General features: G+C 57.7%; 16 protein-coding genes and 2 pseudogenes. 11 read left to right on the top strand and 7 right to left on the bottom strand.

Annotated elements, in window-relative coordinates:
* Positions 1-12 precede the first annotated feature (12 nt).
* Positions 13-222: pseudogene (locus ACVWXZ_RS09750) on the top strand (helix-turn-helix domain-containing protein); the annotation flags it as partial.
* Entirely contained in the window at positions 220-882 is a 663-nt protein-coding gene (locus ACVWXZ_RS09755; RefSeq protein ID WP_457403879.1) for a DUF4115 domain-containing protein, read from the top strand. The pseudogene ACVWXZ_RS09750 and the gene ACVWXZ_RS09755, both read left to right, overlap by 3 nt.
* A 16-nt stretch (positions 883-898) precedes the next feature.
* On the opposite strand, the gene ACVWXZ_RS09760 is transcribed toward ACVWXZ_RS09755, so the two are convergent.
* From ACVWXZ_RS09760 to ACVWXZ_RS09780, 5 genes are all read right to left on the bottom strand, one after another.
* Positions 899-1,588: a phosphoribosylanthranilate isomerase gene (locus ACVWXZ_RS09760; RefSeq protein WP_457403855.1), complete on the bottom strand. Its 690-nt coding sequence runs from the start codon at positions 1,586-1,588 to the stop codon at positions 899-901.
* 62 nt (positions 1,589-1,650) lie between these two features.
* Positions 1,651-2,721 carry an LOG family protein gene (locus ACVWXZ_RS09765; RefSeq protein WP_457403856.1) on the bottom strand — a complete coding sequence of 357 codons (1,071 nt, stop codon included), beginning with the start codon at positions 2,719-2,721 and terminating at the stop codon, positions 1,651-1,653.
* Between the two features lie 114 nt (positions 2,722-2,835).
* Positions 2,836-3,177 (bottom strand): thioredoxin, encoded by a 342-nt coding sequence (trxA, locus tag ACVWXZ_RS09770; RefSeq protein WP_011431863.1) that lies wholly within the window; start codon positions 3,175-3,177, stop codon positions 2,836-2,838.
* 695 nt (positions 3,178-3,872) lie between these two features.
* Positions 3,873-4,616: an NUDIX hydrolase gene (locus tag ACVWXZ_RS09775; protein ID WP_414406347.1), complete on the bottom strand. Its 744-nt coding sequence runs from the start codon at positions 4,614-4,616 to the stop codon at positions 3,873-3,875.
* A 453-nt stretch (positions 4,617-5,069) separates the two neighbouring features.
* Positions 5,070-6,293, bottom strand: a complete 1,224-nt coding sequence (locus ACVWXZ_RS09780; protein ID WP_457384699.1) for an ABC transporter ATP-binding protein — start codon at positions 6,291-6,293, stop codon at positions 5,070-5,072.
* 242 nt (positions 6,294-6,535) lie between these two features.
* Here ACVWXZ_RS09780 and ACVWXZ_RS09785 point away from each other — a divergent pair, with 242 nt between their 5' ends.
* From ACVWXZ_RS09785 to apcD, 4 genes and pseudogenes are all read left to right on the top strand, one after another.
* Positions 6,536-7,267 carry an SDR family oxidoreductase gene (locus ACVWXZ_RS09785; RefSeq protein ID WP_457394784.1) on the top strand — a complete coding sequence of 244 codons (732 nt, stop codon included), beginning with the start codon at positions 6,536-6,538 and terminating at the stop codon, positions 7,265-7,267.
* Positions 7,268-7,518: 251 nt separating this feature from the next.
* Positions 7,519-8,088 (top strand): annotated as a pseudogene (folE, locus tag ACVWXZ_RS09790) (GTP cyclohydrolase I FolE); the annotation flags it as partial.
* Between the two features lie 266 nt (positions 8,089-8,354).
* Positions 8,355-9,689 (top strand): type IV pilus twitching motility protein PilT, encoded by a 1,335-nt coding sequence (locus tag ACVWXZ_RS09795; RefSeq protein WP_457403881.1) that lies wholly within the window; start codon positions 8,355-8,357, stop codon positions 9,687-9,689.
* Between the two features lie 191 nt (positions 9,690-9,880).
* On the top strand, positions 9,881-10,366 hold the full coding sequence (gene apcD / locus ACVWXZ_RS09800; protein ID WP_011431857.1) for an allophycocyanin subunit alpha-B: 486 nt from the start codon (positions 9,881-9,883) through the stop codon (positions 10,364-10,366).
* A 4-nt stretch (positions 10,367-10,370) separates the two neighbouring features.
* Here apcD and ACVWXZ_RS09805 read toward each other — a convergent pair whose 3' ends face one another.
* Complete coding sequence (locus ACVWXZ_RS09805) at positions 10,371-11,054, bottom strand: HEAT repeat domain-containing protein (RefSeq protein WP_414329553.1); 684 nt, start codon at positions 11,052-11,054, stop codon at positions 10,371-10,373.
* 92 nt (positions 11,055-11,146) lie between these two features.
* On the opposite strand from ACVWXZ_RS09805, the gene rpsO reads away from it, so the two are divergent.
* The 5 genes from rpsO to ACVWXZ_RS09830 all read left to right on the top strand — a co-directional run bounded on the left by rpsO (position 11,147) and on the right by ACVWXZ_RS09830 (position 17,299).
* Positions 11,147-11,422: a 30S ribosomal protein S15 gene (gene rpsO, locus ACVWXZ_RS09810; protein WP_011431855.1), complete on the top strand. Its 276-nt coding sequence runs from the start codon at positions 11,147-11,149 to the stop codon at positions 11,420-11,422.
* A gap of 36 nt (positions 11,423-11,458) precedes the next feature.
* Positions 11,459-11,896 carry a photosystem II biosynthesis protein gene (locus tag ACVWXZ_RS09815; protein ID WP_414408022.1) on the top strand — a complete coding sequence of 146 codons (438 nt, stop codon included), beginning with the start codon at positions 11,459-11,461 and terminating at the stop codon, positions 11,894-11,896.
* A 96-nt stretch (positions 11,897-11,992) separates the two neighbouring features.
* Positions 11,993-13,186 (top strand): nickel pincer cofactor biosynthesis protein LarC, encoded by a 1,194-nt coding sequence (gene larC / locus ACVWXZ_RS09820; RefSeq protein ID WP_457482459.1) that lies wholly within the window; start codon positions 11,993-11,995, stop codon positions 13,184-13,186.
* A gap of 150 nt (positions 13,187-13,336) precedes the next feature.
* Complete coding sequence (locus tag ACVWXZ_RS09825) at positions 13,337-15,364, top strand: ABC transporter ATP-binding protein/permease (RefSeq protein WP_457403859.1); 2,028 nt, start codon at positions 13,337-13,339, stop codon at positions 15,362-15,364.
* Positions 15,365-15,517: 153 nt separating this feature from the next.
* Positions 15,518-17,299, top strand: a complete 1,782-nt coding sequence (locus ACVWXZ_RS09830) for an NADPH-dependent assimilatory sulfite reductase hemoprotein subunit (protein ID WP_457403860.1) — start codon at positions 15,518-15,520, stop codon at positions 17,297-17,299.
* Between the two features lie 9 nt (positions 17,300-17,308).
* On the opposite strand, the gene ACVWXZ_RS09835 is transcribed toward ACVWXZ_RS09830, so the two are convergent.
* Complete coding sequence (locus tag ACVWXZ_RS09835) at positions 17,309-17,986, bottom strand: adenylate/guanylate cyclase domain-containing protein (RefSeq protein ID WP_457403883.1); 678 nt, start codon at positions 17,984-17,986, stop codon at positions 17,309-17,311.
* Between the last annotated feature and the right edge of the window lie 157 nt (positions 17,987-18,143).

Here is an 18,143-nt window from a genome sequence, read left to right on the forward strand (position 1 = left end):
GGTGGCCAAATGATGCAAGAGCCAGCACACTCTTTAGAAGCCCTGGGATCCCTGTTGCGGCAAACACGGGAGGCACGGGGACTGACGTTGACAGAAGTAGCTAACGATACCTTCATTCGCTGCCAATATCTGCAGGCGCTGGAGGAAGCTGACTTGAGCCGGTTACCGGAGCCGGTGTATGTGCAAGGGTTTCTCAAGCGCTATGCCGACTATTTGGGGTTGGATGGCGAAACCCTCTCCCGGCGTGCTTCTCCGCTTTTATCGGCCAAAACGCCCCACGCGCCAGCTCCTCTTGCCGTTGTCGGCCAGCAACCTACCTTTGCCCTGCGTCCTCTCCACCTTTGGGCTGCTTATGTGGTGCTGATTGTGCTGACGGTGGGGGGATTGTCGGCTCTTTTGGAAGGCACAGGCAATCCCTTTGGGCGTTGGCTGGTGAGCCTGTCAACGGTCAGTCGGGAGGGATCCGGCCAGCAACCGCCTGCTGCCAACTCCCCGGATCCCACTCTGTCGGCAGCTCAGCCCACGGCCCGCCAACTGTTTCCCACCCTCGACCAATGGACGCGCATTCAGGGCGTCTTCCCCGAGGTCTTGGAAGCTCACTCAGGGGGGGCGGGGCGCAAGCCGGTGCGTCTGGATATTCGCGTTGTGGAGCGCCCTTCCTGGTTGCGGGTCATCGCCGATGGGCAAACGGTTTTTGAGGCCACCTTACAGCCAGGGGCCGAGTTGAATTGGGAAGCGGAGCAGTCAATCGTGTTGCGTACCGGCAATGCGGGCGGTGTGTTGGTGACCTTTAACGACCGGGAGCTTGGAGTGATGGGCCGATTTGGGGAAGTGAAAGAGCTGATGTTCGAGCCGGGGTTGGATATTCAGTCGCTGCAGTAGGAACCCAGCCAAATGATCATCCCGTTGCGCTTGGCGTTATCGGCGGCAGAGTAGGAGCAATCTCCCACCCTTGGGAGCCAAGCTGCTGCAGCAGGTGCCGGACTTTGTCGATGTCTTTATCGCCTGGCCGACGTTCCACACCACTGGAGAGGTCGATGCCGCTTGGCTGAAGGTGGCTGAGTGCCTGCAGAACATTGTCCGGGTTCAGCCCACCAGCCAGTAGCCAAGGCAAGGGCAGGGAGCGGTGGGCAAGTTCTGACCAATTCAGAGTTCGCCCCGTTCCACCCGCCTGTTGGGGGTGATAAGCATCCAAAAGCAGCATCTCCACACAGTCTCGGTAGAGATGGGCTACTTCCAGATCCGCCGGCTGGCGAATGCGCAGGGCTTTGATGCGGCGGATCCCGGGAAGCCATTTCCCCAATTGCTGACAATCCTGCGGGGATTCTTGGCCATGCAACTGGACAGCCGTGAGGCCCACCGTTTCCACCCAGGCGGCGATGGCGCGGGGATCCTGATCCAGAAAGACCCCTACTTTTTCCACGTGGTCGGGCAGGGATCCCACCCAACGAGCCATTTCCGAGAGGGGCAAATAGCGGGGTGTATTGGGCACCGCGATGAACCCAAGGGCACTCACCCCCAGCGCGGCGATGGCCTCCGCCTGATCCTGACGGGTGATGCCGCAGATTTTGACAAACAACCGGCCCATTGGGAGCACCACCAAAACAATTGGCTGCTGGTTCTTGGATGGTTCTGAGAGCGCTGATACATCTACTTTTGTTCAGGGCGCATTTGCAGAGGATCCGGCTGTTCCGGGTGAAGCTTGTTGATCCGGCGCACCATTTGCCACAGCCGTCCGAAGTTGCGCTGGTTGAAGTGCATCACCAGCCGTGGCAGATGGGCAATATCTTCCTCGGCTTCCTCCGGCAAAGCCCCAGTTTGCTCGATCCGGCCCGAATCGAGAATGTCGGCAAACTCTTCGTTTAAAATCTCTAGGGCTTCCGGTGAAAGTTTGGTGTTCAAGCGCAAAACCAGGAGCTCTCGCACGTAGCGATTGCTGTGAAAGACGCGATAAAAATCGACAATCTGCTGACAGGCATCTTCCACGTCGTCGGTTAGGGTGTAGAGGAAGAGATCTTCTGGGCTGATCAAGCCGCGACCAAGCAGGTGCTCCCGCACGTATTCGTCCCATTCTTTCCAGTAGCAGCCACCTGTTCTGTCCACCAGCACCAAGGGCATGAGCTTGGTTTTGCCGGTTTGCATCAGGGTTAGGCATTCAAAGGCTTCATCCTGAGTGCCGAAACCGCCGGGAAAAAGCACCAGCGCGTCGGTTTCTTTAACAAAAAAGAGCTTGCGCGAAAAGAAATACTTGAAGTTGATGACCCGATCGCTGGCAGCAATAACGGGATTGGCCATTTGCTCAAAGGGAAGCTGGATATTGAGCCCAAAAGAGTTTTCCAGCCCTGCCCCTCGGTTGCCGGCTTCCATAATGCCGCCGCCGCCCCCCGTCATCACCATGAATCCCCGTTGACTGATGCAGTAGGCGAACAACTGGGCCTGGCGATATTCGGGACTTTCTGGCCCCAGTCGTGCCGACCCGAAAACGGTGATCTTGCGTTGGTGGGCATAGTTTTGGAAGGCGGCAAACCCCTGCTCCAGATCCTCAAGAGTAGCCGCCAAGATCTTGGCATCTAAACGGCTCAGCTCCAGGGATCCCATGCGCTGCAGCGACTGCAAAATACGCAGCCAGGCCGTCCGGTTGGGGTGATGCTCCAACTGCTTTAGGCGGGTCTCAGCGTTGGAAAAAACCTCTCGCAGAAGGGAAGAAACAGAATCGGTCAAGCTGGGATCCTAAAGTTCTCTGGAATTACTTTAATCAGTTCTCGGCACAAAATGGCAGCCGGGTTCTAATCCAGAACCCAAAAGTTACATTCTGAAACACCCAAGGCATAGCCCTCAGGCTTCGGCAGGTGTGTCGAAGTGCTTTTCCAAAATCGTGGTTAGAGTTGCCTTGGGTACGGCGCCGACCACCACATCCACTTTCTGGCCGCCCTTGAACAACATCAGGGTGGGAATGCTGCGAATACCGTACTGGCTGGCAGTTTGAGGGTTCTCGTCGGTGTTGATTTTTACAACCTTAACTTTGCCAACATACTGCTCAGCTATCTCCTGAACCACAGGAGCCACCATCCGACAGGGGCCACACCAAGGTGCCCAAAAATCAACCAGAACTGGAATATCGCTGCGCAGCACCTCTGCCTCAAAGGTGGCATCAGCGATATCTATTGCTGCAGACATGCCTGGATAACTCCTGAAACAACACCTGTCACGGTCTCTGATCTTAGCACAGCCCCCAGGCTGCTGGTGACCTCAGCCTGTTCCATTGCTACTACACGGAGCGTTCGCCAAAGGAACTGTCCCTTGGGATCCCGGCCTGAGACCTTCGCTCAGCCAACCGCAGCGCTAGGCAGTTTGGGGACGGCACCGAAAGCATCTGAGCCGTGCTGAAGCAGGCTTCTACGGCATCCATCAAAAGATTTGTCTTGGCAAGGTTCCCGGGATAGTTGAGTGCGTCATGACCAGGCTGCTCCTATCCTATATGGTCACTTTGATTCAAACTAGGACACTGCACCCACACCTAAAACCTTGGTCGCGTCTTCGCGTCAGCGTTGCGGAGCAATAGCGTTGCGGAGCAATAATGCAAAGGGCTAGAAAGCTTTTCTCAGTAGCCTAGGCGTCTCACCCTAACCTGAAACGACTGTAGTCATTTTAACGAGGAATGAAACTGTTCCATTGGAAGAGGGGTTGAGGATAGTTGTGGAAGCGACGCGGAGTAGTTGGGAAGTGTCTCAGCCTAACTTGAAATGACCATGATCAAGGCATAAACCTTTGTCTAGGTGGTCATGTATGGAACTCCCTTTGAATAAAAGCCAATCTATACCAACCGATCTGGCCAGCTTGGCCTTGGCGAGCCGGGATCCCTCAGACGGCCTTCAGACAAACACCATCGGCTTATGACGGATTTTCTCGAAAGCAGCCGCATCAAAACGGTAGAGGGTTGCCGGTCTGCCTGTTCCTTGGGAACTTTTCTGGCCGGTATCTTGCAAGATACCCAGTTTCAGTAGGCGGGCGCGAAAATTGGAGTAGTCGGAGAACCCCTCGCCCAAAACGGTGCCGTAGAGCTGATAGACCTCCCCTAGCGTGAAGGTGGCGGGCAAAATGTCAAAGGCAATCGGGCTGTACTCCAACTTGGCGCAGAGGCGACGGCGGGCATAGCGGCAAATCTCTTCGTGGTCAAAGGCCAAGGGGGGAATTTGGTCGGCGGGATACCAGGCAATGCCCTCCACTCCGTCTGCCAGCAATTCAGCATCCTGGAACCGCACCAGGGCAAAGTAGCTGACCGACAGGTAGCGCACTCCATAGCCATCCTCGGCCTCGCGGGGATCCCGCTCCGGCCCCCCGAAGGTGTAGAGCTGCTCCAGATAGAGGTTTTTAACACGAATTTTCTCCGCCAAGATGCGGTAGGCCGCTGCTTCTAGGGATTCTGAGCGCCGCACCAGTGTTCCTGGCAGGGCCCAGCAACCGCGGAAGGGATCCTCCCGCCGCCGCACCAGCAGCACCAGGAGGCGATTCTGCTCAGTGTCGATGGAGAAAATGACCGCATCCACGCCCACCCGGAACTCCGCCAAGGCGATCCGGTTCTCCGATGGGCCTGCCACGATGCGGGATCCCTGCATAGCTTGGCACTGAATCCTGATACATTCACGCTGAACTCTCCTGAACATGGTTCAGGAAAGAAGCGATCGCATCCTGCCTATCTCTGTTCGCGTCAGCGGGACGGAGTCCAAACAGGAAGGCGGTATCCCGCAAAGCCCTGAGGAATACCCCCCGAGCGCTTTCCCCCTTCACTTCCCGGCAACCGTTGCGGTGGACTCAAGGATCAGGGGGAAACTTGGTCTACTATATCCCTCTCAATGACTTTTGCCAAACCGCCTAAAGCTCAGTAAATTCAGCAAAGTTCAGGGTTTTGGGGGTTAGAGGCATGCTCCACCAACAGCCTACCCAGTTTGTCCCTCCAGAGGGAGCTACCAGCCTGGACCACCGTCTTGCCAGTCTAAGCCCTATCTGGGGCGAAGGCTTTCGTGTCGCGGGGAAGATGGGTTGCTAAAGGTGTGCAAAAGAACCCCGACTCAGGCAACACTTTTACTTTTTGCGCGATTTGGCTCTTTTTCAGCCACGGAGGACCCCTCAGCGAGGGGGAACAGCCGACCTTGCCCAACAGCAATGTGAACCCGCGCGCCCACAGGCAGGGCTTCCCGGGCTAGGGCGTGCAATTCTTTGCCGGCTGCTGTGATCAGGGAATAGCGGTACTCTCGCCCCAAAAACTGTCGATCCCGAATGACAATGCCGCCCTGAGGATCAGGATGCAAATGCAACTCCTCCTGTCGAACCATCAACTCTGCGCAGCGCAAGCTGGGGTCGGGCTGATCCCTCAAAGCCTGGAATGGGATGTGCAGCAGCTCTTCAGCCTGCCAACCAAACTCCCGCCGCTCACAGCGCAGAAAGTTGGCCTGGGTAATAAACTCTGCCACGAAGCGAGTAGCCGGCTCCCGGTAAACCTCCTCCGGGGATCCCCATTGCTCAATACGGCCTTCCCGCATCACCGCCACCCAGTCGGAGAGGCAGAGAGCCTCCTCTTGGTCGTGGGTGACAAAAATGGCCGAGGTCTGGGTTTGCTTGAGGATTTTGCGGATTTCTTCCCGCAGGTAGTAGCGCACCTGCACATCCAAATTGCTCAGCGGCTCATCCAACAGGATCAAGCTAGGCCTGGGGGCCAAAGCCCGCGCCAAAGCCACCCGCTGCTGCTGCCCGCCCGAAAGCTCGTGGGGATAACGATGGGTGTAGTCTTCCAGGCCCACCAACCGCAACACCTCGTAAGCGCGTTCCCGCGCCTGTTGGGCAGCGCCTCGCAACTCAGCTCGCAACTCAGTTGAGGGGGAGCGATTGCCACCCCCTGCCGCCGACGCAAACGGGGTAGTGGGTCGGAGGCCAAACATCACATTGGCCAACACGTTCAAGTGGGGAAACAGGGCAAAATCCTGAAACACCAGCCCCACTCCCCGTCGCTCCGGTGGGATCCACTGCCCCTCCCCAGCCACAACCTGCCCCCCCAGCAGGATCCGCCCGCTATCCGGCTGCTCAAATCCGGCAATGGTGCGCAATAAGGTGGTTTTCCCACAACCTGATGGGCCCACAATGCTGAGGATGTCTCCTTGGGGCAGGCGAAACTCGACTTCCCGCAAAACCAACTGCCGCTGGCCGGGAAACCCCTTGCTGATGCCCTCAAGCTGAAGGATGTAGGAGGGATCCTCCCGCGCGGCAGTGGGACTTGGAGAAAACAAGAACTCAGCCATGACGGTTTTTGTTGCAAAAGATTTTCACTATTTTTACCACACTACCATGTCCCCGGATCCCGTCCAACCGGATCGAGATCCAACAGCCAGCAGCCAGATCTTGAGCAGGACAGAATAAGGTTTCTACGCCTCGCCCTGATTCCAAGCGAAGCAGCGGAAAATCAGTGTTAAACTTAGTTAGCGAAGTTTCTCAGGCCTGGGCGGCGCTTGCTTGTGTGGCGCACGCCAGAGGCTTGTTGTAAATGAGTTTTGAGACAAAGTTTCCCGAACGTGCTCTGATTACAGGGGCCAGTCGAGGGATCGGCAGAGCTGTAGCCCTAGCCCTAGCCCGACAAGGGATAGCAGTAGCTCTGGTGGCCCGTTCCCAACCTGATCTGCTGGCGGTGCAAGCCCAAATCCAAGCCCAGGGCGGCAAGGCAGCGGTTTTTCCCATGGACTTGGCCGACTTAGCAGCTCTGCCCCAGCAGTTGCAGGCTCTCCTGGATCGATTTGGCGTCTGCGATGTCTTGGTCAATAATGCGGGCATGGCCCACGTTGGCCCTTTGGCCACCTTACCTTTGTCGGATTGGCAGCGAGTGATCGACTTGAACTTGACGGCAGCTTTTCTGTGCGCCCAAGCCGTACTTCCCGGAATGCGCCGGCAGCGCTTCGGCACGATTGTCAACGTCATCTCGATTGCGGGCAAGCGAGCTTTTCCCAACTGGGGAGCTTACTGTGCCAGCAAGTTCGGCCTAATGGGCTTTTCTCAAGCTTTGGCCGAAGAGGAGCGACAGCATGGCATTCGGGTCACCAGCCTGTGCCCTGGTGCCGTGGACACGTCCCTCTGGGATACGGGCACGGTAGGGGTCAACTTCGACCGTTCCAAAATGCTCTCGCCGGAATGGGTAGCCGATTTGATTACCTACATTGTTCGGTTGCCCACAGGTGCGGTGGTGGAAGATCTCACCTTCATGCCTGCGGTGGGAGCCTTTTAGACCTGGCTGGTTTGGGGTTGCCCGTGACTTGGGAGGGTTTTGGCTATCGCAGCCTTTGACTGGATGCCACCTGAGCTGAGTTGCATGCACCGAGTTCTCTTAGCCTTTCGTTAACCAAGGAATATCCTGCTATGACCCTTGCGAAACCCGGATCTGGCTCGCAATCTCGAATGGATGACAAAGCCCATTTCAAGTCTCGGGTGATTCGAGATCGAGCCACTTTTGCGGAAGAAGAATTGGGTAGCTCGGATGTCTCAGATCCGGCTATGGTGGCGGCGGTGGAGACGCTGCTGCGGGGGATCGGGGAGGATCCCCAACGGGAGGGGCTGCGAAAAACCCCGGAACGAGTGGTTGCGGCTTTGAAGTTTTTGACCAGTGGGTATCGGCAGTCTTTGGAGGAGCTACTGAACAGTGCCATCTTTGATGAGGGCCATGACGAGATGGTGCTGTTGCGGGATGTGTCTCTGTTTAGCCTGTGCGAGCACCATCTGCTGCCCTTTATCGGCAAAGCCCATGTGGCCTACATCCCCAGGCAAAAGGTGGTGGGCCTAAGCAAAATTGCCCGTATCGTCGAGATGTACTCCCGCCGCCTGCAGGTTCAGGAACGCCTGACACGGCAAATTGCTGAGGCCTTGATGGAGGTGCTGGATCCCTACGGGGTGGGGGTGGTTATCGAGGCTACCCACATGTGCATGGTGATGCGGGGGGTACAAAAGGCCGGCTCCTGGACGGTCACCAGCTCGATGGTGGGGGTGTTTCAGGAGGATCCCCGTACCCGTGAGGAGTTTTTGAGTCTCATTCGCCATCCGTCCAATTTTTAGGGAGCTTCCCGGAGCTTTGCCGGTGAGTGGGTTAAGCCTCTGCTCAGGCTGGGAATACTAGCCTAAGATTGACTCAAACCCTGCCAGAAGCGAGGCTTGTCATGAGCGAGGTCAGCCCCGAAAACCAGTTTCCCACCGATTTGGACTCCAATTGGCAGCCCCCGGCTCCGCCGGTCATGCAGCGTCCGCCTCGTCCGGCTGCTCAAACGCCCCCGGTGGAGCCCCCAACGCAACTGGATCCGGTGCTGGGTTCAGCTTCCCAAGGGATGGGATCCCGGCCTGTCAACGCCAAAAGCCCCCCCAACCCCATTCTGGGTCGGCCCCTTCCGCCTGGTGTGGCTGTCGCTCCCCCTCAGGTGCCTGTGCCTGTGCCCGATCCTGTCGCTCCCCCTCGAATGCCCCCGCCCACTCCGGCTCCGGCTGCTGCTGCTCGGCCTCCAGTGTCGCCGCCCAGCCCCAATCCTGCCGCTCCGCCTTTTGCGCCACCAGCTCGCCCAACGGCTGCCGGTCGGATCCCGGTGGCTCCAGCTACTCCTGCGGGCCTGACCCTGCGCCAACTGGTGCAGGAAGCCTATGACAAAGGCTACTCCGATATTCATTTGGGGGTGGGGGAAGTGCCTCGCTTTCGGGATCGGGGGCAAATGCTTTTGACCAACTACCCGGTCACCACCACCGAGATGTTCTATGGCTGGCTGCGGGAAAGCCTGCCGGAGAGCCAAATTCGCCAGTTTGAGGAATGTTTGGAACTGGATACTGCCATCCAGTACGAGGGTTTGGTGCGTTGTCGGGTCAACTGCTTTGTTTCCCTTCTTGGCCCGGCTATGGTGATGCGTCTGATCCCGTTGAAAATTTTGACGCTGGAGCAGTTGCGGGCGCCGGAAGTGCTAAAGCGCATTGCCGAAGAGCACAAAGGCTTGGTTTTGGTGACCGGCCCCACCGGATCCGGTAAGTCCACGACCTTGGCGGCGATGGTGGACTACATCAATTCCAACTTTCCCAAACACATCATTTCCATTGAGGATCCCATCGAGTTCGTCCACCAGAGCAAGAAATCGATGGTGCGGCAGCGGGAGGTCGGGATCCACACCCTGGAATTTGCCAATGCCCTGAAAGCCTCTCTGCGGGAAGATCCGGACATCATCCTGATTGGGGAGATGCGGGATCGAGAGACAGTGGATATTGCCCTGAAGGCCGGCCAGACGGGCCACTTGGTCTTTGGAACCCTGCACACCAACAGCGCCGTCCGCACCATCGAGCGTCTGCTGGGGATTTACAAGCCGGAGGAACAGGAGCCGATGCGCCTGCAACTGGCAGAAACCCTGGTGGCGATCATCGCTCAAACCTTAGTGCGCACCACCGATGGCAAGCGAGCTGCGGCCCACGAGATCATGCGCAACACCGATGCCATTCGGGACTACATCAAGCGGGGGGCGGTGGATGAAATTGAGGAGCTGATCGCCGATGGCTCCTATGAGGGCATGTGTACGATGAATCAATCCCTGTTTAGGCTTTACCAAGAGGGGCGGATTACCGAAGAGGTGTGTCTGGAGGCTGCCCCACGCCGCAATGAGATGGCCCAATGGCTGCGAGGCCGGATCTAGGGCCAGTCTCGAGATGGAGTCACGCCAAAGTGCTTGAGGGAAGGTTTGCCCTATCCTAAACTGGGAGCAGCCGGCGGCGCTGGCTTGCCGAGCTACCTGCTCATCTCTTGGGCCGACCTTGGGCTGGGGGGATGGGTTGCGAATTGATGAACCGAATTGAAAGCAAGTTAGAAAACAGGAGAATCCCTACCGTGAGCGTGATCAACCAGATCATCGAGACCGCGGATGACCAGCTGCGTTACCTCTCAGTTAGCGAACTGGAAGCCATCAGGAATTACATGACCACCGGCGAGAGGCGCTTGCAAATCGCTCAGGTGTTAGCAGAAAACAAAAAGCGCATCATTGACCAGGCCCAGAAGCAGCTATTCGCCAAGCGGCCCGAGTACGTGCAACCCGGTGGCAATGCCTACGGTGACAAGCGCTACAACCAATGTTTGCGAGATTACGACTGGTATCTGCGTCTGGTGACCTATGGCATTATTGCCGGCAGCAAAGAGCCGATTGAGTCCATCGGCCTGATAGGGGTGCGGGAAATGTACAATGCCCTCAACGTACCCATCGCCGGCATGATCGATGCGATTGTCTTTTTGAAGGAAGCTGCCCTCAGCTTGTTGGAGCCGGCGGCAGCCGCTGAAGCCGCCCCTTACTTTGACTACATCATCAATGCCATGAGCTAGGGAACTACAGGGATCCCAAGGCAGCCCGGGCATGTACGGCCACCTGTTCTTGGGAATCCTGGGCCAGCCGGGTCAGTCCGGCGCGAGCGGCTTCTGTTCCCAACTTGGCCAGGGCAATGCAGACGCGGTAGCGCAGTTGCCAGTCGTCGGAATCAATGAGGGGATCCAGGTAGGGGATGGCCCGCGGATCCCCCAGATCGCCCAAGGCAGCGGCAGCGGCTGTGGTGATCAGCTCGCTCTTGTCCTGCAAAGCTTCCACCAGAGTGTCGAAGGCGGCAGGGTTCCCCAGCTCTCCCAGGGCAGCGATGATGCTAAACCGTACCAGCCACTCCGTTTCTCGCCGATAAGCTTCCAGGAGATCGGCCAGGGCCTGTGGCTGCTTGAGATCCCCCAGGGCAGCGGCGGCAGCAGCCCGCACATCGAACTCCGGATCCTCTCGCAAAGAGCGCTGCAAAATAGGCAACAGTAGGTTCGGATCGACGCCAGACAGGGTGCCCATCTGGCTGATGGCAGCATAACGGACGCGGGCATTCTCGTCGTGAATCGCTCGCTGCAGCAATGTCAGGGCTTCTGGCCCAGGCAGTTCTCTGGCTTTGTTGACAGCGCGCAGCCGATTTCCCAAGTCTTGTGAGTTCAACAGCTCCAGCAAAGCGGGCAGTGCCGGAGGATCCCCAGAGGTTGTTGTCATATCCCATTCTCTCCATAACCCTCCTCGGCCATAGCGAGGGAGGAAAAGCCGATGTTATTATCTTGAAGCAGTGCATCCAGTCCCTTGATCTTATGGCCTTATTGCAACAAGAGAAGCAGCAGATCATTGAGAGCTATCGACTGCACGACACCGACACCGGTTCTGCCGAGGTTCAGGTGGCTCTGCTCACCAGTCGCATCAACCAGCTCTCTCAGCACCTTCAGAGAAACCCGAAGGATTTCAACTCCCGCCGCGGCCTGCTGATGATGATCGGTCGTCGCAAGCGTTTGCTCAACTACATCGCCAAGCATTCTCCTGACCGCTTCCGGGAGCTGGCCGAACGGCTGAACATCCGGGTGAAAAAGTAGGCAGCCCATCCAAAACGCTATCGGAGATCTGTCTTCGTGGGCAAATCCAGCCGCCAGTCCAAAACCTTTCGCCGTCGCTCCCCCTCCGCCTCTGTTGAGGTGGAGAAGAAGCCGGCCAAGAAGGAGCCTGTTGCCGTGATTCCCCCTGAGGTCAGCCGGCGGATGGTGCGGCGGATTCTGGTGTTTTCTGGGATCCCTTCGGGGCTAGGTCTGAGCAGCTTTTTTGTGAATTACTATCTCTTGACCAACCACGTGGTTCCTCTGCCCCCTTACTTCACCTTGGCGGAGTCGCTAACTTTGTTTGGCCTTGGTTTTTTGGGCATCAGCTACGGTGTGTTCTCAGCTTCCTGGGATCCCGAGCCGGGATCCCTGCTGGGAATTGGAGAATTCCGGCGCAATTTGGGCAACATCATCCAACAGTGGCGGGAATCTGCTGCTCGATCTTCTGAATCTTCTGACTCTAGGGAAGCCTAACTGCTCTCCCGTCGCCTTTTCCAGGCCGGTTGCTGCCTACAATCAAGAGGGATACAAGTCCATTCTGGCGGCAGCGGCTACCCCCAGTTCTCCAGCATGAAAATAGCCTACTTCGACTGTGCGGCGGGCATTGCCGGCGATATGTGTCTAGGAGCCCTGCTGGATTGCGGGGTGCCTTTGGAGTACCTCAACCGTCAGCTCCAGGCGTTGGGCATCGAGGGGGAATATAGCCTGCAGGTGAGCCGGGTGCAGCGGTGTGGGCAGCCTGCTCTGCAAGCTGTGGTAGAGGTACTAGGATCCCAGAGTGGGGGATCCCTTGCTCGGCATTGGGCAGAGATTCAGGCTTTGATCGCGGGATCCCAGCTTTCCCCAGCCATTAAGGCCCGCAGCTTGGCGGTGTTTGAAAAGTTGGCGCAGGCAGAAGCAAAAGTCCATCAAGTGCCCGTGGAAAAAGTGCACTTTCACGAAGTGGGGGCAGTGGATGCTTTGGTGGATATTGTCGGCACTTGCATCGGCCTGGATTGGCTGCAGGTGGAGCGGGTGTTGTCATCCCCCCATCCTATTGGGGGCGGCTGGGTGAGCACAGAGCATGGCAAATTGGCCGTGCCGGTGCCGGCGGTGATCGAGTTGTGGGAAATGGGCCGCGTGCCGGTGTTCAGCAACGGGGTGGAAGCCGAGCTGGTGACCCCCACAGGAGCAGCCTTGGCTGTGGCGTTGGCGGAAGAGTTTGGCCCCTGTCCGCCGATGCGGGTGGAAAAAGTGGGGCGTGGGGCCGGTGCCCAAGAGCTGCCCATTCCCAACGTGTTTCGTCTCTGGATCGGGGAAGCCGATGGGGGAGAGCTAACGGAAACGGTATCGGTGTTGCAAACCCAAATCGACGATCTCAACCCCCAAGTGATTGCCTACACCTGCGAGCAGTTGTTGGCCCTGGGGGCCTGGGACGTGTTTACCCAGCCGATCACCATGAAACAGGGGCGGCCGGGGATCCTGCTCACCGTTATCTGTCCGCCGGATCGGGTGCCGGAGTGTCAAGATCTCATCTTCCGGGAGACCACCACCCTGGGCATTCGCCACTTCCAACAGCAGCGCACCCTGCTGGAGCGGGTTATCGAGCGGGTGGAAACCCCTTACGGCCTGGTAGACATCAAAGTGGCCCGCCACCATGGCCGCATCGTCAACGCTCAGCCGGAGTTTCGCGACTGTGTGGCCCGCGCCCAGGAGTTTCACGTGCCGGTTCAGACGGTGTGGCTGGCGGCCCAATCGGCTTGGCAAAACCGGTTGCAAGGTTGAAGAGACACTGGCTTTAAGCAAGGGGTGTGTGGGTGAGCAAGACCCAGAACCAAGACGGTTTGGATGGGACAAGGGGGATCCGCGTTTCACCCCCAATGAATCCGCTCCTGTTGAACACAGATTGGCACCCATGGCCTGCTAGCCTGGGAGATGTCGATCTTGCTCTCTCCGCCGACCACGACAATGGAATCCCAAGCCTCTCAATTTAACTTTGACCGCAAACTGTGGGATCGGTTTATCACCGTGGCCCAGCCCTACTTTTACCCCAGAGTGCGCTATGGGGGCTGGATCTTTTTGGGCTTGCTGGCAGCGGCCATGGTGTTTGTGGTTGCCCTGATGTTCTTTGTGGAGATTGGGGTAACTTTGGTCGGTCAGGCCCTGTTCCCAGAGTTTTTTACCAATGTGGCAGCCGGATTGGTGGCCCAAACGGAGAGAAACTTGTCCTCGCCGGTGCTGTGGGTAGCCGCGATCAGCTTGGCTTTGAGCAGCCTTTGTTTTGGGGCAGTGTGGCGGCAGCTTCGCCAGCGCTGGTTGCAGTGGGCGCTGCTCACCTTTTTGCTGTTTCTGTCGCTGACGGTAAACCGGCTGAACGTGATGATTAGCTTTATCTTTCGATTTATCGACACAGCTCTGCAGCAAAAAGAAGAGCCCACTTTCTGGCAGTTTTTGATTATTTATGGAGTGCTGATTATCTCAGCTATTCCCATTTTGGTGATCTACCGCTACACTCGCCTCAAGCTAGGGCTGTTTTGGCGAGAATGGCTGACCGATCATTTTCTGGATCGCTACTTCAATCAGCGGGCTTACTACGAGCTGGATTCCAACGCCGCCAACACCGAAATCGACAACCCCGACCAGCGTATATCAGAGGATGTCCGCTCCTTTACCGGCACCACCCTTTCCTTCCTGTTGGACATTCTCGACTCGATTCTCACCCTCTATGCCTTCACCGGCATTCTCTATGGCATTTCTCGTCCGTTGGCGTTGGGGCTGGTGGTCTATGCCACTATCGGTACTGCCATCGCCATTTTGGCCGGTCGCAAGCTGATCAAAATTAACTTCGATCAACTGCGCTACGAAGCCGATTTCCGCTACAGCTTGGTGCATGTGCGCGACAACGCCGAGTCCATCGCCTTTTACCAGGGAGAGGATCAAGAACTCAGGCAAATTTTGCATCGCTTTGGTGCGGCCTTGCGCAATTTTAATTTGCTGATCATCTGGCAGGCCATCATCGATATTTTCCAATACGCCTACAACTATTTCACCCGCATTGTGCCCTATGTCATCGTCGCCCCCCTTTACTTCAGCGGCGTGCGAGATTTCGGCACCATTACCCAAGCCACCATTGCCTTCAGCCAGGTGTTGAGCGCCCTCTCCATTGTGGCCAACCAGATTCAAAGCATTTCCAGTTTTGCCGCCGGGATCAACCGCTTAGGCTCCTTTCACGAGTCTCTGGAAGATCCGGCGCTGCGCCACACCGGCGCTCGGGAAAGCAACATTCAAACTCGCATTGCCCAGCAATTGGCGCTAAACCACGTCACTTTGCTCACCCCCAATTCAGAACGAACCCTGGTGCGGGATCTCTCCTTCGCCTTGGAAGCCGGCCAGCGGCTTTTGATTGTCGGTGTTAGCGGCAGCGGCAAAAGTTCCCTGTTGCGGGCCATTGCCGGCCTATGGACCAACGGCCAGGGATCCATCGCCCGCCCAGATACTCAGGAGATGCTCTTTTTGCCCCAGAAACCCTATATGCTGCTGGGATCCCTGCGGGATCAACTGCTCTATCCCAAACGCCGCCGAGACCTCACCGATGAAGATCTCATCCGAGTCTTGGCCCAGGTGAACCTGGGAGACTTGCCGGAGCGGGTGGGCGGCTTTGATGTGGAGAAAGACTGGGCCAGCACTCTCTCCCTAGGGGAACAGCAGCGTCTTGCCTTTGCCCGCATTTTGATCACCCAGCCCCGCTACGCCATTTTGGACGAGGCCACCAGCGCCCTGGATGTGGCCAACGAAAAACTGCTCTACCTGCAGCTGCAACACCTGAACACCACCTACATCAGCGTTGGGCATCGTCCCACCCTCCTGGCCTACCACGACCTGGTTTTGGAGCTGCAGGGGAATTGTGCCTGGCAACTGTGGTCGGTGCAGGAGTACGGTGCCCGCCTAGCCCTGGCCAGCTAGCAGCGCCGACATCTCCAGCTGACTCAAATAACAAGTTTTGCGGGTTTGGAACAAAACCCGGATAAGAGGCTGACTTTTCCAACTGGACGCTCTTCAAAGGAGGTGATAGCCTGTTATTCACAAGTATTCCGACCGGTTTACTGGAGATTATCAATGCCCCCCATGATCCCATCCGAGGCCAAGCGTTCCAAGGTGGAGCAGATCAAGGCAGACAGCCACTTTCTACGGGATCCCCTTCAGCAGGAGCTGGCCCAAGACACCACCCACTTCAGCGAAGCAGCGGTGCAGGTGCTGAAGTTTCACGGGGCTTACCAGCAGGACGACCGGGATCGGCGGCAGCAGCGAAAGCAGGAGGGGCTGGAGCGGGCCTATTCGATGATGTTGCGCACCCGCATCCCCGGGGGACACGTGCCCCCCCAGCTTTACTTGACCCTGGATCGGCTGGCCGATGAGTACGGCAATGGCACCCTGCGAGCCACAACGCGGCAGACGTTTCAGCTACACGGGATCCTCAAGAAAAACCTCAAGGCCACCATAGCCAGCATTCTCAAGCAGATGGGATCCACCCTGGCCGCCTGCGGCGATGTCAACCGCAACGTAATGGCACCGGTGGCCCCCTACAAAAATCGCCCTGCCTATCGCTATGCCCAAGAGTATGCCCGCAAGCTGGCGGATCTGTTGGCTCCAAAAACCTCTGCCTACTACGAGATCTGGGTGGATGGGGAGCCGGTTCCCATCCCACCGGTGGATGAGGAAGTGGTGGAAGCAGAGCAGTTTGTCGGCAACGGGGTGCGCCTGGAGGGGCCAGAACCTCTGTATGGCCCCGTCTATTTGCCCCGCAAGTTCAAGACAGCCATCACCGTAGCTGGGGAAAACACGGTAGATGTGTACTCCCAGGACCTGGGCTTGATTGTGCTCACCGACCGCAAGGGCAACCTCAAGGGCTTCAACATCGTGGTGGGTGGGGGCATGGGGCGTACCCACGGCAAGGAAGAAACCCAGCCCCTTTTGGCCCAAAAGCTCTGCTTTGCCCCTCCGGAGGCGGTGTATCGGGTTTGCCAAGCGGTTTTGGCCGTGCAGCGAGACTACGGCAACCGGCACGACCGCAAGCAGGCGCGGTTGAAATACTTGGTGAGAGACTGGGGAATCCGCAAGTTTCGCCGCGTTGTCGAGGAGTATGTGGGGGAAAAATTGCCCCGGTTTCGCCCCCTACCCAAGTTTGTTCCCAACAGCGACGACTACCTGGGCTGGCACGAGCAGGGGGATGGCCGTTGGTTTTTGGGCATCTCCATTGAAAATGGGCGCATCCAGGACACCCCAGAGCGACAGCTCAAAACGGCGCTGCGCCGGATTGTGGAAGCCTTTTCTCTGCACGTGCGGCTGACCCCCACTCAGGATTTACTTTTCATCGACATTGCGGAGCAGCAGCGGGAGGCCATCAACCAGATCCTCAAGTCCCACGGGGTGCTTTCCAAGGAAGAGATCCCTCAACTGGTGCGGCTGTCGATGGCCTGTCCGGCGCTGCCCACTTGCGGCTTGGCTATTACTGAGTCGGAGCGAGCTTTGCCAGGGCTGGTGCGCCAGTTGGATCAACTGTTGCAGGAGCTGGATCTGCAGGATTCGCCCTTTTTGGTGCGCATGACCGGCTGCCCCAACGGCTGTGCCCGACCCTACTTGGCGGAACTGGGATTGGTGGGATCCGCCCCCGATGGCTACTACCAGATTTGGCTGGGAGCCAGCCCGCAGGGGGATCGCCTGGCGCAAGTGTTTCAGGAGCGGGTACACATTAGCCAGATCGTGCCGCTGATGAGAGTTCTCCTGCAGGCCTACAAGCAGGAGCGCCGTCCTGGCGAGAGCTTCGGCGACTACTGCCACCGGATGGGGATCCCCTATTTGCAGGCCCAAGTTCAGCAAAGGGATGGCGTTTTTGCCTGAAGGGATCCCTCAAAAACGAGACCAAGCCTGTAGCCATTCCCGGAGCGCTTCCAGCCATCCAAGCGGTTCAGGCTTGGTTGCTTCTGGAGCTTGCTCCTCGCCAGTCGGCAAGCTGACGGGGTTGGGATGCACCCTGTAGACTCGGATGGGTTTGGCGTTGGGAACGGGTTTCACCGAAAGAGGCTCCACCTGCAGGAGTTGCCCTTCCACGGCTCGATACACAGCTGCCGAGATGAGCAACCGGGAGCTCTGTTCCTCAGACTGTTCCCCCCCTTGCGAAACATCCTCAACCGACTCCAGCCAGGTGGCAACATTGACCGACTTGCCAAAGGCAGACAGCCGCTGCGGATCTTGGGGATCGAGGGGCAGCAAAAGGACTGGGCCGTAGTGGATCCCGATGGCAAGCTTGACCTGCGGGTAGGAGAGTTGCCGCAAACACCTGTTCAACTCCACCACCGACTGCCCAAGCGCCAACCCCGCCTGCAGCGCCTGCTGTATGGCCAGCTCGGGTTGTTTTAAGCCAAACAAAGCCAGACTTCTCAGCCCGCTCTGGTTGGCCAGTACTCCCCCATATTGCTGCACCAAGGCCCCCATTTGGGCGAAGTAGCGACCCAAGGTGTAGACAACATCGTAGGGAAAGTTCTCCTCGTCGAAGTTGGCCGTCCCCCGCAGGGAAGCGCTGAGAATGGCGGCGGTAAACTACCCGACACCCGCGCTATGCGCAGAGTGCGGGCTTTATCCCAATCCCCAGCGGCCCCAGAGGACAGCTAAGTTTCGGAATTTCAGGCGAGTTTACAGTCGCCCCAAGGAGAGAGATTACTTGAGCAGCGTTATGGTCAGCATC

The organism is Thermostichus sp. MS-CIW-38 (assembly GCF_054058415.1).

Coding starts and splice junctions, on each gene's coding strand:
- ACVWXZ_RS09760 (WP_457403855.1), bottom strand. CDS start 1,588: ATGGGCCGGTTGTTTGTCAAAATCTGCGGCATCACCCGTCAGGATCAG.
- trxA (WP_011431863.1), bottom strand. CDS start 3,177: ATGTCTGCAGCAATAGATATCGCTGATGCCACCTTTGAGGCAGAGGTG.
- ACVWXZ_RS09775 (WP_414406347.1), bottom strand. CDS start 4,616: ATGCAGGGATCCCGCATCGTGGCAGGCCCATCGGAGAACCGGATCGCC.
- ACVWXZ_RS09780 (WP_457384699.1), bottom strand. CDS start 6,293: ATGGCTGAGTTCTTGTTTTCTCCAAGTCCCACTGCCGCGCGGGAGGAT.
- ACVWXZ_RS09785 (WP_457394784.1), top strand. CDS start 6,536: ATGAGTTTTGAGACAAAGTTTCCCGAACGTGCTCTGATTACAGGGGCC.
- ACVWXZ_RS09795 (WP_457403881.1), top strand. CDS start 8,355: ATGGGATCCCGGCCTGTCAACGCCAAAAGCCCCCCCAACCCCATTCTG.
- ACVWXZ_RS09805 (WP_414329553.1), bottom strand. CDS start 11,054: ATGACAACAACCTCTGGGGATCCTCCGGCACTGCCCGCTTTGCTGGAG.
- rpsO (WP_011431855.1), top strand. CDS start 11,147: ATGGCCTTATTGCAACAAGAGAAGCAGCAGATCATTGAGAGCTATCGA.
- larC (WP_457482459.1), top strand. CDS start 11,993: ATGAAAATAGCCTACTTCGACTGTGCGGCGGGCATTGCCGGCGATATG.
- ACVWXZ_RS09825 (WP_457403859.1), top strand. CDS start 13,337: ATGTCGATCTTGCTCTCTCCGCCGACCACGACAATGGAATCCCAAGCC.
- ACVWXZ_RS09830 (WP_457403860.1), top strand. CDS start 15,518: ATGCCCCCCATGATCCCATCCGAGGCCAAGCGTTCCAAGGTGGAGCAG.